Origin of the sequence: Mixta gaviniae (genome assembly GCF_002953195.1) — a bacterium.
GTDB lineage: Bacteria > Pseudomonadota > Gammaproteobacteria > Enterobacterales > Enterobacteriaceae > Mixta > Mixta gaviniae.
Genome location: NZ_CP026377.1, coordinates 382,069 through 396,828 on the forward strand (window position 1 = coordinate 382,069; position 14,760 = coordinate 396,828).

Below are 14,760 nucleotides of genomic sequence, written 5' to 3' on the forward strand. Positions count from 1 at the left end.
ATGGTCAAGTTAGAACATACCGAACACCTGATGCTGGCAAGGCAGCTCCCTACACAAACCGTCGCCCTGATCCTTGCAGGCGGACGCGGCACGCGTCTGAGAGACCTGACCGCCGGACGCGCCAAACCGGCGGTGCATTTCGGCGGCAAGTTCCGCATCATCGACTTTGCGCTGTCGAACTGCCTCAACTCCGGCATTCGGCGCATCGGCGTGATTACGCAGTACCAGTCCCACTCGCTGGTGCAGCACATTCAGCGCGGCTGGTCGTTCTTTAACGAAGAGATGAACGAGTTCGTCGATCTGCTGCCGGCGCAGCAGCGCTTCTCCACCGAACACTGGTATCGCGGCACTGCCGACGCGGTAACGCAGAACCTGGATATTATCCGCCGCTATGACGCGCAATATATCGTCATTCTCGCCGGCGATCATATCTACAAGATGGACTACTCGCGCATGCTGCTCGATCACGTGGAGAATAACGCGCGCTGCACCATCGCCTGTCTGCCGGTGCCGATCCAGGAGGCGACGGCGTTCGGCGTCATGGCGGTGAATGAGCATAACCGGGTGGTGGACTTCGTCGAAAAACCGGCGCAGCCGCCCGCCATGCCCGGCGACGAGAGCCAGGCGTTGGCCAGCATGGGCATCTACGTCTTTAACGCCGATTATCTCTATCAGCTGCTGGAAGAGGATTTAGAGATCCCCGGCTCCAGCCACGATTTCGGTAAAGATCTGCTGCCGAAAATCGTTGCCAGCGGCGAAGCGCTGGCGCACTCCTTTAACCTCTCTTGCGTACAGGGCGATGAAAACGCAGCGCCCTACTGGCGCGATGTCGGGACACTGGAAGCCTACTGGCGCGCCAATCTCGATCTCGCCTCGGTCACGCCGGAGCTGGATATGTATGACCATGAATGGCCTATCCACACCTACATGGAACCGCTGCCGCCGGCCAAGTTCGTGCAGGACCGCTCCGGCAGCCACGGAATGACGATGAACTCGCTGGTCTCCGGCGGCTGCATTATTTCCGGATCGGTGGTGGTGCATTCCGTTCTGTTCTCACGCGTGCGCGTGAATTCGTTTTGCAATATTGAGTCTGCCGTGCTGCTGCCTGATGTGGTTGTCGGACGCTCCTGTCGTCTGCGCCGCTGCGTCATCGATCGCGCCTGCGTCATTCCGGAAGGAATGGTGATTGGTGAGAACCCTGACGAAGACAGCCGCCGTTTTTACCGTTCAGAAGAGGGCATCGTGCTGGTAACGCGCGAAATGCTGGCCAAACTGGCCGACGACGCCGTTTGACCGACGAAACAGTAATACGCAATCTGCGCGAGGATCGCGCCAGATTTCCGTTAAAGGAGCCGAGAATGCAGGTTTTACATGTCTGTTCAGAACTTTTCCCGCTGCTGAAAACCGGCGGGCTAGCTGATGTGGTGGGGGCATTACCGGCAGCACAGATTGCAGATGGAGTGGATACGCGCGTTTTACTCCCGGCGTTTCCCGATCTACGCAAGGGTATCACCGACACGGAGGTTGTCGCTGAGCTGCAAACTTTCGCAGGCCCGGTCAGGCTGCACTTTGGACATTTTAATGGGGTTGGCATTTATCTGATTGAAGCTGAGGGCCTGTACGATCGGCCCGGCAGCCCCTATCACGATGAGAACCAGTTCGCTTATCCAGACAACTATCTGCGCTTCGCGCTGCTCGGCTGGATGGGATGTGAAATGGCGTGCGGGGCGGATCCCGCCTGGCGCCCGGATATCGTTCACGCCCATGACTGGCACGCCGGTCTGACCTGCGCCTACCTGGCGGCGCGCGGACGTCCGGCGAAATCGGTATTTACCGTGCATAACCTGGCGTATCAGGGGCTGTTCTACGCGCACCATATGGATGAGATCCAGCTGCCGCCATCCTACTTCGATATGCACGGGCTGGAATTTTTCGGCCAGATCTCCTACCTCAAGGCGGGGCTGTTCTATGCCGATCACATCACGGCGGTCAGCCCCACCTACGCGCGCGAGATCACCCAGCCGGAATATGGCTACGGCATGGAGGCGCTGCTGGCGGAGCGTATGCGCGAAGGGCGGCTGAGCGGCATTCTGAACGGCGTCGATCCGCTGATTTGGGATCCGGCACACGATCTGCTGCTCAACGCGCGCTACAACCGCGACACGCTGGACGCCAAGGCGGAGAACAAACGCCAGCTGCAGATAGCGATGGGATTGAAGGTGGATGACAGCGTACCGGTGTTCGCCGTGGTCAGCCGTTTGACCAAACAGAAGGGCCTGGACCTGGTGCTGGAGGCGCTGCCGAGCCTGCTGGAGCAGGGCGGCCAGCTGGTACTGCTGGGCGCCGGCGACGCGGTGCTGCAGCAGGGCTTCCTTGCCGCTGCGGCGGAAAACCCCGGCAGCGTCGGCGTGCAGATCGGCTATCACGAGGCGTTCTCGCACCGCATTATGGGCGGCGCGGATGTGATCATGGTGCCAAGCCGTTTCGAACCGTGTGGCCTGACGCAGCTCTATGGCCTGAAATATGGCACGCTGCCGCTGGTGCGCCGCACCGGCGGACTGGCGGATACGGTGAATGATAGTTCGCTGGAGAACCTGGCGGACGGCATCGCCAGCGGCTTCAGCTTTGAAGACAGCAACGCCTGGTCGCTGCTGCGCGCGATTCGTCGCTCCTTTGTGTTGTGGTCTCGCCCTTCGCTGTGGCGCTACGTTCAGCGTCAGGCGATGGCGATGGACTTTAGCTGGCAGGTGGCTGCACAGGCCTACCGGGATCTTTATCAACGGTTGTTGTAACCTGATTTGGGATACTTGCTATGAACGCACCTTTTACCTATGCCTCGCCGACGCTGACGGTCGATGCGCTAAAGCATTCGATCGCCTATAAACTGATGTTTACGTTGGGTAAAGATCCCTCTTCCGCCAATAAGCATGAGTGGCTGAACGCCTCGCTGCTGGCGGTACGCGATCGCATGGTGGAGCGCTGGCTGCGCTCCAGCCGCGCGCAGCTCTCGCAGGACGTGCGCCAGGTTTACTATCTCTCGATGGAATTTTTGATGGGGAGAACCCTCTCTAACGCGCTGCTGGCCATGGGGATCTATGAAGATCTGCACAGCGCGCTGGAAGAGATGGGGCTGGATCTGGGCGAGCTGATCGAGGAGGAGAACGATCCCGGTCTGGGCAACGGCGGTCTTGGCCGTCTGGCAGCCTGCTTCCTGGATTCGCTGGCGACGCTGGGGCTGCCGGGACACGGTTACGGCATCCGCTACGACTACGGCATGTTTAAGCAGAATATTGTCGATGGCCGGCAGGCGGAATCGCCCGACTACTGGCTGGAATATGGCAACCCGTGGGAGTTTCAGCGGTTTAATACCCGTTATAAGGTGCGTTTCGGCGGCCGTTTGCAGCATGAGGGCGCGAAAGTGCGCTGGCTGGAGACGGAAGAGGTGCTGGCGATGGCCTATGACCAGATCGTTCCCGGTTATGACACTGATGCCACCAACACGCTACGGCTGTGGAGCGCGCAGGCGAGTAATGAGATCAATCTCGGCAAATTCAATCAGGGCGACTACTTCGCGGCGGTGGAAGATAAAAACCACTCGGAAAACGTGTCGCGCGTGCTTTATCCCGATGACTCCACCTATTCCGGCCGCGAGCTGCGTCTGCGTCAGGAGTATTTCCTCGTGTCGGCCACGGTGCAGGATATCCTTAACCGTCACTGGGAGATGCATCAGACCTTCGATAACCTTGCGGATAAGGTCGCCATCCACCTGAACGATACCCATCCGGTGCTGGCGATCCCGGAGCTGATGCGTCTGCTGATCGATGAGCATAAGTTTAGCTGGGATGACGCGTTTGAAGTGGTGTGTCAGGTCTTCTCCTACACCAACCACACGCTGATGAGCGAGGCGCTGGAAACCTGGTCGGTGGATATGATCGGCAAAATCCTGCCGCGACATCTGCAAATCATTTTCGAAATCAACGACTACTTCCTGAAGACCATTCAGGATCACTACCCGGAAGAGTGGGAGCTGCTGTCGCGCATTTCCATTATCGATGAGAACAACGGCCGTCAGGTGCGCATGGCATGGCTGGCGGTAGTGGTAAGCCACAAGGTGAACGGCGTATCGGAGCTGCACTCCAACCTGATGGTGCAGTCGCTGTTCGCGGATTTCGCCCGCCTGTTCCCCGGCCGCTTCTGCAATAAAACCAACGGTATTACGCCGCGCCGCTGGCTGGCGCTGGCCAACCCGCCGCTGTCGGAAGTACTGGACGAGACGATCGGCCGTCGCTGGCGCACCGATCTCAGCCAGCTGGAAGAGATCAAACCGCAGATCGACTTCCCGGCCTTTATCGAAAAAATTGCCGATGCCAAGCTGGAGAACAAACAGCGGCTGGCAAGCTGGGTGGCGAAAAACATGGATCTGGTGCTGGATCCCAACGCGCTGTTCGACGTACAGATCAAACGTATCCATGAATATAAGCGTCAGCTGCTTAACGTACTGCATGTGATCACGCGCTATAACCGCATCAAGGCCGATCCGACCGCCAACTGGGTGCCGCGCGTGAACATCTTCGCCGGCAAGGCGGCCTCCGCCTACTATATGGCGAAGCACATTATTCATTTGATCAATGATGTGGCGGATGTGATCAACAGCGATCCGCAGGTGAAGAACAAGCTGAAAGTGGTGTTTATTCCGAACTACAGCGTAAGCCTGGCGCAGATCATTATCCCGGCGGCCGATCTGTCCGAGCAGATTTCGCTGGCGGGCACCGAAGCTTCCGGTACCAGCAACATGAAGTTCGCCCTTAACGGCGCGCTGACGATCGGCACGCTGGACGGCGCCAACGTAGAGATGCGCGAACACGTTGGCAAAGAGAACATCTTTATCTTCGGCAACACCACGCCGCAGGTGGAGGCGCTGCGTCGCAACGGCTACAACTCACGCGACTACTTCGAGGCGGATGCCGAGCTGAACCAGGCACTGACGCAGATCGCGACCGGCGTTTTCAGCCCGCAGGAGCCGGGACGTTATCGCAATATCTACGATTCGCTGGTGGGGCTGGGCGATCACTATCAGCTGCTGGCCGACTATCGCAGCTATGTGGATACGCAGGATAAAGTGGATGAGCTGTATCGCCAGCCGGAAGAGTGGCAGCGGCGCGCGGCGCTGAATATCGCCAACATGGGCTATTTCTCTTCTGACCGCACTATCCAGGAGTACGCCGACGAAATCTGGCATATTTCGCCTATCCGGCTCTAAAGCAGCGCTTTAGCTTCAGGCATAAAAAAACCGCCCGGGAGGCGGTTTTTCTTTGGATCGCTCATCCGGTTCAGGAAGCGAGAGAGAGGGCCGGTTTCTTGCTGTGGGTCTCCAGCCACTGCGCCACACGCGCCTGCTGCGCTTCGGTCAGCCACATGCCGAGTTTGGTGCGCCGCCAGATAGCATCGTCCAGTTCACGCACCCACTCATTTTCCACCAGATAGCGCAGTTCCGCTTCGTGGAAGCTGTGACCGAAATCTTCGCCAAGATCCGCTATCGAGCTGGCGTTCTGCAGGATCTGCTCGCTGTTGCTGCCGTAGGTGCGGGCGTAGTGACGTGCCAGACCTTCGCTGATAAACGGATAGCGGCGACGCAGGCTGGCGGCGTAATCTTCACGCGTACCGGCGATATCGCCGCCCGGCAGCACAGCGCTCTTCGTCCAGGCCGGACCGGCGTTGGGATAATACTTCGCCAGTTTTTCCATCGCATGTTCAGCCAGCTTACGATAGGTGGTCAGCTTGCCGCCGAACACCGACAGCAGCGGCGCCTTGCCGGCATCGTCACGCACATCGAGCGTATAGTCGCGGGTAATCGCCTGCGGTGAGTCCGATTCGTCATCACACAGCGGACGCACGCCGGAATAGGTCCAGACGATATCGTCACGGTCCAGCGGCTTTTTAAAGTGCGCATTGTACACCTTCAGCAGATAGTCGATTTCGTTATCATCGATTTTCACCTGCTTCGGATCGCCTTTATATTCCACGTCGGTGGTGCCGATAATGGAGAATTCATCCATCCACGGGATCACAAACACGATACGGTTATCTTCGTTCTGCAGGATGTAGGCCTGCTTTTCAGTATGCACGCGCGGCACCACGATATGGCTGCCTTTGATCAGGCGGATACCGTACGGCGATTTCAGCTTCAGGCCGTCGTCAAACAGCTGCTTGACCCACGGGCCGGCGGCGTTCACCAGGCCTTTGGCGCGCCAGGTGTAGGTTTTGCCGGTGTCGACATCCTGCGCTTCCACCATCCACAGGCCATTTTCACGCCAGGCGCGGGTTGCGCGGGTGCGGGTACGCACGTCGCCGCCGCGTTTCACCACTTCTTGCGCATTCAGCACCACCAGGCGCGCATCGTCCACCCAGCAGTCGGAATATTCGAAACCGCGCGAAATTTCTGGCTTCAGCACCGATTCCGCGCCAAAACGCAACCCTTTACTGCCCGGCAGGCTGGTGCGTTTGCCGAGATGGTCATACATAAACAGACCGGCGCGGATCATCCAGGCCGGACGTAAGTGGGGGCGGTGGGGCAGGCGGAAACGCATGGGGAAAGCGATATGCGGCGCCATTTTCAGTAACACTTCACGCTCGGCCAGCGCTTCGCTCACCAGGCGGAATTCATAATGCTCCAGATAGCGCAGGCCACCGTGGATAAGTTTCGAGCTGGCGGAGGAGGTCGCGCACGCCAGATCCTGCGCCTCCAGCATCAGCACTGACAGTCCGCGTCCTGCGGCATCGGCCGCAATGCCGGCACCGTTGATGCCGCCGCCGATAACGATCAGATCTTTGGTTTCCACGTCATCTCCTCCGATGTTCGGAATAGTTCGTCTATGTTCGTTTTCGAGCATAATAATAATCGTAAACCAACATTGATGCCAGCTTTAACCCAATAAAAACATCTTAGCGTGATTCAGTTAACATTATTCGTCGCCGCCGACGGCAGTAACCCTTTGGTCTGATGGGTTATAGTTAAACCGCTTCGCGCTACAATAGCGCGAGACAGGGTCGGAGGGCGCCGCACAAAGAATGCCGGGCGCGCCGTTCGGCCTGCCGCACCACTCTTTTATCCGGGATCCATCATGGAACATTTTGAATGCATCAGCGTCGAACTGGCGCAACAACGTCTGGCCGAAGGCGAGGCGCTGCTGGTCGATATTCGCGATCCGCAGAGCTATGAAGCGGGACACGCCAAAGGCGCGTTCCACCTGACCAACGGTACGCTAAACGGCTTTATGCAGCAGGCCGATTTCGATACGCCGGTGCTGGTGATGTGCTACCACGGCAACAGCAGCAAAGGGGCGGCGCAGTATCTGATCAATCAGGGATTCGAGCAGGTGTACAGCATTGACGGCGGTTTCGACGCCTGGCGCGCGGCGTTCCCGCAGCTGGTCGATACGTCGTCGGAGTAAGCGCCGCGGCGTAGGGCAGAACTCAGGAAACGGAATATGATACAGCTTACCCGCTTCACCCATCCGCGCATGGCGCAGGCGTTTGTCGACTACATGGCGACGCGTGGCGTGACATTACATATCGAACGCGACGAGCAGGTGGTGCTACTGCTGGAAGATGAGTCGAAACTGGAAATGGTCGAAAACGAACTTGCGCAGTTTGTTCGCGACCCTTTTCATCCGCGCTATCAGGCCGCCAGCTGGCAAAGCGGCAATACCGACAGCGGGCTGCATTATCAGCGCGACAGCCTGATGACCCATCTGCGCCGCCGCGCCGGGCCGCTGACCCTGACGCTCGGCTTTGCCTGCATCGCCATCTTTATCCTGATGCAGATTATCGGCGAGGATGAGGTGCTGGGCTGGCTGGCGTGGCCGATGGACAGCGCGCAATCTTTCCAGCTGTGGCGCTGGTTCAGCCATGCGCTGCTTCATTTTTCTCTGCTGCACCTGGTGTTCAACCTGCTGTGGTGGTGGTATATCGGCGGCGCGATTGAAAAGCGGCTCGGCAGCGGCAAGCTTTTTGTTATCGCACTGATCTCCGCGCTGCTGAGCGGCTGGATGCAGGCGAAGTTCAGCGGCGTCTGGTTCGGCGGCCTTTCCGGCGTGGTTTACGCATTGATGGGCTACGCCTGGCTGCGGGGCGAGCGCGATCCCGAAAGTGGTATTTTCCTGGAGCGCGGTTTGATGGCTTTCGCTATCCTGTGGCTGGTTATTGGATTTTTTGGCGTGTTGGGCCAGGCGGTGGGCAATGCCGCTCATCTCTCTGGTCTGTTGGTGGGGCTGGCGATGGCCTTCGTCGATACGCGCCACGTGCGTAAACGCTGAGCATCAGCGACGCCTGCAGGCTGCCTCTGTATCACCGGCAGCCTGATGCCGTACTTATAACAGGAGATTTATGTGAAGCAGACGCAACGTCATGACGCCATTATCGATCTGGTCCGGCGTCAGGGGTATGTCAGTACTGAAGAGCTGGTGGAACATTTTGACGTCAGTCCGCAAACCATTCGCCGCGATCTGAACGATCTGGCCGAGCAGAATAAAATTCAGCGTCATCACGGCGGCGCGGCGCTGCCTTCCAGCTCGGAAAATACCGCCTGGCAGGATCGCAAAATGATGTGGTCGGCGGAAAAGGCGCGCATCGCGCAGCGGGTCGCCAGCCAGATCCCCGACGGTGCCACCCTGTTTATCGATATCGGCACCACGCCGGAAGCGGTAGCCCATGCGCTGATGCACCATAACGACCTGCGCATCGTCACTAATAACCTTAACGTCGCCACGCTGTTGATGACCAAACCCGATTTTCGTCTGATTATCGCCGGCGGCGAGGTGCGCACGCGCGACGGCGGCATTATGGGCGAGGCGACGCTCGATTTTATTTCGCAGTTCCGTCTCGACTACGGCATTCTCGGCATCAGCGGCATCGATATGGATGGCTCGCTGCTGGAGTTCGATTATCACGAAGTGCGCACCAAGCGCGCGATTATCGATAACTCACGCTGCGTGATGCTGGTGACCGACCACTCCAAGTTCGGCCGCAACGCGATGGTCAATCTCGGCAATATGAGCCTGGTGGACTACCTGTTTACCAATGAAATGCCGCCCGCCAGCGTGATGAAAGTGATCGAGCAGCATGAGGTCCATCTGGAACTCTGCTAAGGATCAGGCCACGCTCATCCCCATCAGGTGCAGCAGATGTTGCGCCTGCTGCACCGCTTCCTGCCGATGCATTACGCCGAGCTTCTGATAAAGATTGCGAATATGCGTTTTGATGGTGGTTTGCGCCACTTCCAGCTCGCCGGCGATCTGATCGTTACTGTAGCCAGAGTAGATCAGCCCCAGTACCTGCCACTCGCGCTGGGTGAGCGGGCTGGTGCGGATCAGCTCCGGCACCTGCGGGTGGGTCAGCAGGCGGCTGACGAAGCTTTCGTCGAAGTGGGCGAACTTGTGACGATGATGCTGGTTAATATCGCGCAGAATGCGCTGCGCACGATGCTGTTCCAGCTCCGGCAACGTGTGCAGCTGCAGCAGCTGGCGCAGCTGCTGCGCCATGGTTTCCCCTTCGATAACGAAGTGGCTGATAAAGCCGGTGCGGTTCGCCAGCGTCAGTGACTCAATCAGTGCCTGCTGCGCCTCGCTTTTGCGGCCGGTCTGCCAGTAAAGCGCGTTAAGCAGCAACAGGTTGCGGTTTAAATCGCTGGTCAGGCGCAGCCGCCGCGCGCTTTCATTTAGCTCGTCCAGGACCACTTCCGCTTCGTCATATTGGCCAAGCAGGATCTGCACGCGGGCGATATTACGCCACTGCCCCTGCAGGAAGTGGTTGTCGGCGGTGGCCGGTTTCGGCGTCAGCCGCAGCCAGTTGGCGGCGGCGGTTTTATCGTTAGTCATCTGCCAGTAGATCACGCGCGGCTTATCCGCGTTGGTGACCCAGTCGCTGTGATACTGGCCATTGCCAAGCAGGTTTTCACAGCGGATCAGATGGCGGCGCGCGTTATCGATATCGCCGCGCGCCAGCGCGCATTTTGCCAGCATCGCCAGGCATTGCAGCTGCTGCTGCGGCTGGAAGTTCGCTAATACCTCCAGCCCTTTACGCGCGGTCGCTTCCGCTTCGTCAAGGCGCGCCCATGACCAGAGCAGCTGCGCGCGGATGCGCAGCAAAAACTCATGCATCGGCAGCTGTTCCAGCCCTTCCTCATCGATCAGTGCGAACGCTTTTTCCTGAATATCGTAGGCGGTTTGCAAGAAGCCCTGCGCCAGCAGGATTTCGCTCTGCTGCAGCAGCGCCCAGAGCGCGTAGTGGCAGCAGTTGTAGTGGCGCGCCATCTCGTCGGTCTGCTGCATGGCGGCGAGCGCCGCCTCCAGCTCGCCCTGACAGTGCAGCACCTCGCCTTTTACCGAGGTGGCAACGATGCGGCTGTAGTAGTTCGCCAGCGGCAGATTCGCCAGCGCCTGGTTCGCCAGCCGCTCCGCCTCGTCGGGCTTGCCGGCGTTGATGGCGACCTGCGCGCGCAGCGCGTCAAACTCGGCGCTCAGCACCGGGTCGATGGCGATCTGCTGCAGCGTCATCTCCTCTTCGGCGCGCGCCAGCAGCAGGTTGACTTCGCCGTAGCGATGCTGACTCTGCGCCAGCCATGCCTGCAGCAGGATCAGACGCGGATGATCCACCAGCTGCTGCCACGGCAGGGCCTTCAGGCCTTCTTCCAGCAGCGCCAGCTCGCTGTGGTTAAACAGCGACCAGGCGTGATGCAGCAGAATATCGCGCAGCAGCGCGGTATCACCGGCCGCCAGCGCATGGTGAATCGCCTCGCCGGCGTAGCCAAGCGCCATCCAGCCCTCCGCCGCCGCGCGATGTAGCTGATGCAGCTCGCTGCTCAGCTCCCACTGGCAGCGCTGGCGCAGGAAGCTGGCGAACAGCGGATGAAAGTTAAACCATTTGCCGCTGTCGTCCATGCGTTGCAAAAACAGCCCCTGACGCTCGGTCTCTTCCAGACGCAGCTGTGCGTTTTCTTCGCCGGTCAGGCGCGCGATCAGCGAATCGTTCATCGAGCGCAGCACCGAACTGCGCAGCAGGAAGTTGCGCGTCGCGCTGTCGACGCAGTCCAGCACCTCATCCACCAGATAGTCGGAAAGGTGGCTGGCGTTGATGCCGGCGAGACGCTGGGCGGAGTGATGGGTCGGGGTATTCGACTGGCGTTCCGTCAGGGCGATCAGCTGCAGGGCGGTAGCCCAGCCGGCCACTTCGGCGCAAAGACGTTGCGAATCATCCGCGCCGATCGGCTGCTGCAGGCGGCAGTCGAAGAACTGCTTCGCCTCCTGCGGCGTGAAGGCCAGCGACTGGCTGTTGATCTCCAGCAGCTGTTCGCGCACCCGCAGGTTCGCGATGCCCAGCGAGGGCAGGTTGCGCGACAGGATGATTAACGTCAGGTTTTCGGGCTGATGGCGGATAAAAAAGCGCATCGCCTGATGAATGGCGTCGTTAGCGATCAAATGGTAATCGTCAATCACCAGGTAGAGCGGACGCTGCCACTCCGCCAGTTCGACGAACAGCTGGGAAAAGAGCGCGCTGAGGCTGGCGTACTGACGCTTTTGCGCCAGCGCCTCGCTGCGCGTGCAGTGCCCGCCGGTCGCCTGCTGCACGGCGGCCATAAAGTAGTTGGCGAAGCGCTCCGGATAATTATCGCTGTCATCCAGCGAATACCAGCCGAGATCGCTTTTATCCGCAGCCCACTGTGCCACCAGCGTCGTCTTGCCGTAGCCGGCGGGGCTGCTTATCAATGCTAAGCGGTAGTGCGCAATGTTCGCAAGCCTGGCTATCAAACGCTCCCGAACAATGGTGTTCTGAAGCCGCAGAGGACGGCTGAGTTTCGATGGTATCAGCATGGCGACACTTCACTGTGATGACATAGAAGGAAACAAAAAGAATTATTTCACGGTGTGTAATTAAGTACTTTCTGATGTGTCAGGCAGTAATGCAAGGATGCGATCCGACCAGTATTCATTAAGTTGCACCTCATCACATTTCCTTATTGTTTTTTGCCCTTTTCCTGCGTCGTTACAAACAAAGGCGGCGACAGTGACGGCGCGCCTCTGGCGAGGGAAAAAAGCGCGGCAGAGCCATTAATAAATAGAAAAAGCGGCTAAATACGCTTTTTTCTCGCTGTGCCGCCGCTTTTTCCATCAATGCGGTCTTAACTTAACGCGCTGGCGATCACATTTTCGCCTACGCCCTGTCGCTCCTCCCCGGCTAATCTGGCGGCAGGAGGATGTTGCTTCGTCGGGTTAACGTCAGCATGTGCGCATCAATTTTTTGCGAATCCATTACTTAACGGAAGAGAGTTGTATGTCGCAGCAAAAATTCAATAAGGCTCGTTTTGAGGCGGCGTTAACGCGCCAGTGGCAGCACCTGGGTCTGGCGAGCGCCAGCGATATGACGCCGCATCAGCGGTGGGAAGCGATCGGCGGCGCGCTGGCCGAGCTGCTGGCGGCGCAACCGGCCGCGACGCCCGAAAATAATCAGCGTCATGTCAATTACCTGTCGATGGAGTTTCTGATTGGCCGGCTGACCGGCAATAACCTGATCAACCTCGGCTGGTATGACGAGGTCGATGCGCTGCTGGCGGAGCAGGGCATCCCTCTCAGCGAGCTGCTGGAAGAGGAGGTGGATCCGGCGCTGGGCAACGGCGGCCTGGGGCGCCTGGCGGCCTGTTATCTCGATTCGATGGCGACGGTCGGCCAGTCGGCGACCGGCTACGGCTTAAACTACCAATATGGCCTGTTCCGTCAATCTTTTGACGAAGGCTATCAGCGCGAAGCGCCGGACGACTGGCGCCGCGATCGCTATCCGTGGTTCCGCCACAACAGCGCGCTGGATGTTGAAGTGGGCATCGGTGGCAAAGTGGTGAAAAACGAGGATGGATCGCTGCGCTGGGAGCCGGCATTCGTGATGCGCGGCGAAGCCTGGGATCTGCCGGTGATCGGCTACCGCAACGGGGTTACGCAGCCGCTGCGCCTGTGGCAGGCGACCCACGCGCACCCGTTCGACCTGACGCTGTTCAACGACGGCAAATTCCTGCAGGCGGAGCAGCGCGGCATCGACGCGGCGAAGCTCACCAAAGTGCTTTATCCCAACGATAACCATCAGGAAGGCAAGCGCCTGCGCCTGATGCAGCAATATTTCCAGTGCGCTTGCTCGGTGGCGGATATTCTGCGCCGTCATCATCTGGCGGGCCGCGCGCTGGCGGATCTGCCCGACTATGAGGTGATCCAGCTCAACGATACTCATCCCACTATCGCCATTCCTGAAATGCTGCGCCTGCTGCTGGACGAACATCAGCTGACGTGGGAGGAGGCGTGGCGCATCACCAGCAACGTTTTCGCCTATACCAACCACACCCTGATGCCGGAAGCGCTGGAGCGCTGGGACGAGCGCCTGGTGCGCACTTTGCTGCCGCGCCATTTCGCCATCATTAAAGAGATCAACCGACGCTTTAAGAAGCTGGTGGAGAAACACTGGCCGGGCGACGAGGCGGTCTGGGCGAAGCTGGCGGTGCTGCACGACAAACAGGTGCGTATGGCGAATCTGTGCGTGGTCAGCGGTTTTGCGGTGAACGGCGTGGCGGCGCTGCATTCCGATCTGGTGGTGAAGGATCTCTTCCCGGAATATCACCAGCTGTGGCCGCACAAATTTTTCAACGTCACCAACGGCATTACGCCGCGTCGCTGGCTGAAGCAGTGCAATCCGGCGCTCTCCGGCCTGATTGACGAAACGTTAGGCCACCGCGACTGGGTGACCAATCTGGACGCGCTGAAAGGCCTGGAGCCGTACGCGGACGACAAGGCGTTTCGCCAGCGCTATCGCGACATCAAACACAACAACAAGCTGCGGCTGGCGGAGTATGTGCAGCGGGTGACCGGCATTGAGATCAATCCCGACGCGCTGTTCGACGTGCAAATCAAGCGCCTGCATGAATATAAGCGTCAGCATCTTGGCCTGCTGCATATCCTGCACTGCTACCGTCAGCTGCGCGACAACCCGCAGCTGGATAAAGCGCCGCGCGTCTTTCTGTTCGGCGCCAAGGCGGCGCCCGGCTATTACCTGGCGAAAAACATCATCTATGCGATCAACAAAGTGGCTGAGGTGATCAACAACGATCGGCTGATTGGCGATCGGTTGAAGGTGGTGTTTATTCCCGACTACCGCATCACTGCCGCAGAGCTGATGATCCCGGCGGCGGATCTGTCGGAGCAGATCTCCACCGCCGGCTATGAGGCTTCCGGCACCGGCAATATGAAGCTTGCCCTGAACGGCGCGCTGACCATCGGCACGCTGGATGGCGCCAACGTCGAAATCGCCGAGCAGGTGGGCGCAGAGAATATCTTCATCTTCGGCAATACTGTCGATGAGGTGAAGGCGCTGAAGGCGGGCGGCTACGATCCGAAAAAACTGCGTAAAAAAGATAAACATCTCGACGGTCTGTTAAAGGAACTGGAGAAAGGTCACTTCAGCCAGGGCGATAAGCACGCCTTCGATCTGCTGCTGCACAGCCTGACGAAGAACGGCGATCCCTGGCTGGTGCTGGCTGATTTCGCCGACTATATCGCCGCGCAGGAGCGCGTTGAGGCGCTGTGGCGCGATAAGGAAGCCTGGACACGCGCGACTATACTCAATACCGCACGTACCGGCATGTTCAGTTCCGATCGCTCTATACGCGACTATCAGCAGCGTATCTGGCAGAGCAAACGCTGAGGGAGAGCGGCGCATGCCGCTCATCGT

The 14,760-nt window shown here is 59.0% G+C and carries 9 protein-coding genes; 7 read left to right on the top strand and 2 right to left on the bottom strand.

All coding sequences use genetic code 11. The features are described from left to right. The 3 genes from glgC (at position 1) to glgP (ending at position 5,260) form a co-directional block, all read left to right on the top strand. Complete coding sequence (glgC, locus tag C2E15_RS01650) at positions 1-1,293, top strand: glucose-1-phosphate adenylyltransferase (protein WP_104955869.1); 1,293 nt, start codon at positions 1-3, stop codon at positions 1,291-1,293. A gap of 65 nt (positions 1,294-1,358) precedes the next feature. Beyond that, positions 1,359-2,792 (top strand): glycogen synthase GlgA, encoded by a 1,434-nt coding sequence (gene glgA / locus C2E15_RS01655; protein WP_104955870.1) that lies wholly within the window; start codon positions 1,359-1,361, stop codon positions 2,790-2,792. A gap of 20 nt (positions 2,793-2,812) precedes the next feature. Next, positions 2,813-5,260 carry a glycogen phosphorylase gene (gene glgP, locus C2E15_RS01660; RefSeq protein ID WP_104955871.1) on the top strand — a complete coding sequence of 816 codons (2,448 nt, stop codon included), beginning with the start codon at positions 2,813-2,815 and terminating at the stop codon, positions 5,258-5,260. A 70-nt stretch (positions 5,261-5,330) separates the two neighbouring features. Here glgP and glpD read toward each other — a convergent pair whose 3' ends face one another. Beyond that, the gene (gene glpD / locus C2E15_RS01665; RefSeq protein WP_104955872.1) at positions 5,331-6,839 is read right to left on the bottom strand and encodes a glycerol-3-phosphate dehydrogenase; all 1,509 of its coding nucleotides are present in this window, start codon (positions 6,837-6,839) and stop codon (positions 5,331-5,333) included. A 282-nt stretch (positions 6,840-7,121) separates the two neighbouring features. On the opposite strand from glpD, the gene glpE reads away from it, so the two are divergent. The 3 genes from glpE to C2E15_RS01680 all read left to right on the top strand — a co-directional run bounded on the left by glpE (position 7,122) and on the right by C2E15_RS01680 (position 9,146). Then, positions 7,122-7,451, top strand: a complete 330-nt coding sequence (gene glpE / locus C2E15_RS01670; protein WP_104955873.1) for a thiosulfate sulfurtransferase GlpE — start codon at positions 7,122-7,124, stop codon at positions 7,449-7,451. A 36-nt stretch (positions 7,452-7,487) separates the two neighbouring features. Continuing rightward, entirely contained in the window at positions 7,488-8,315 is an 828-nt protein-coding gene (gene glpG / locus C2E15_RS01675) for a rhomboid family intramembrane serine protease GlpG (protein WP_425438023.1), read from the top strand. Positions 8,316-8,387: 72 nt separating this feature from the next. Beyond that, positions 8,388-9,146, top strand: a complete 759-nt coding sequence (locus tag C2E15_RS01680) for a DeoR/GlpR family transcriptional regulator (RefSeq protein ID WP_104955874.1) — start codon at positions 8,388-8,390, stop codon at positions 9,144-9,146. A gap of 3 nt (positions 9,147-9,149) precedes the next feature. Here the strand turns inward: C2E15_RS01680 and malT are convergent, their stop codons facing one another. Then, complete coding sequence (gene malT, locus C2E15_RS01685; RefSeq protein ID WP_104955875.1) at positions 9,150-11,867, bottom strand: HTH-type transcriptional regulator MalT; 2,718 nt, start codon at positions 11,865-11,867, stop codon at positions 9,150-9,152. 460 nt (positions 11,868-12,327) lie between these two features. Between malT and malP the strand changes: the two genes are divergently transcribed. Beyond that, positions 12,328-14,733, top strand: a complete 2,406-nt coding sequence (gene malP, locus C2E15_RS01690; RefSeq protein ID WP_104955876.1) for a maltodextrin phosphorylase — start codon at positions 12,328-12,330, stop codon at positions 14,731-14,733. The last annotated feature ends 27 nt before the right edge of the window (positions 14,734-14,760 follow it).

Coding starts and splice junctions, on each gene's coding strand:
- glgA (WP_104955870.1), top strand. CDS start 1,359: ATGCAGGTTTTACATGTCTGTTCAGAACTTTTCCCGCTGCTGAAAACC.
- glpE (WP_104955873.1), top strand. CDS start 7,122: ATGGAACATTTTGAATGCATCAGCGTCGAACTGGCGCAACAACGTCTG.
- glgP (WP_104955871.1), top strand. CDS start 2,813: ATGAACGCACCTTTTACCTATGCCTCGCCGACGCTGACGGTCGATGCG.
- glpG (WP_425438023.1), top strand. CDS start 7,488: ATGATACAGCTTACCCGCTTCACCCATCCGCGCATGGCGCAGGCGTTT.
- malP (WP_104955876.1), top strand. CDS start 12,328: ATGTCGCAGCAAAAATTCAATAAGGCTCGTTTTGAGGCGGCGTTAACG.
- malT (WP_104955875.1), bottom strand. CDS start 11,867: ATGCTGATACCATCGAAACTCAGCCGTCCTCTGCGGCTTCAGAACACC.
- glgC (WP_104955869.1), top strand. CDS start 1: ATGGTCAAGTTAGAACATACCGAACACCTGATGCTGGCAAGGCAGCTC.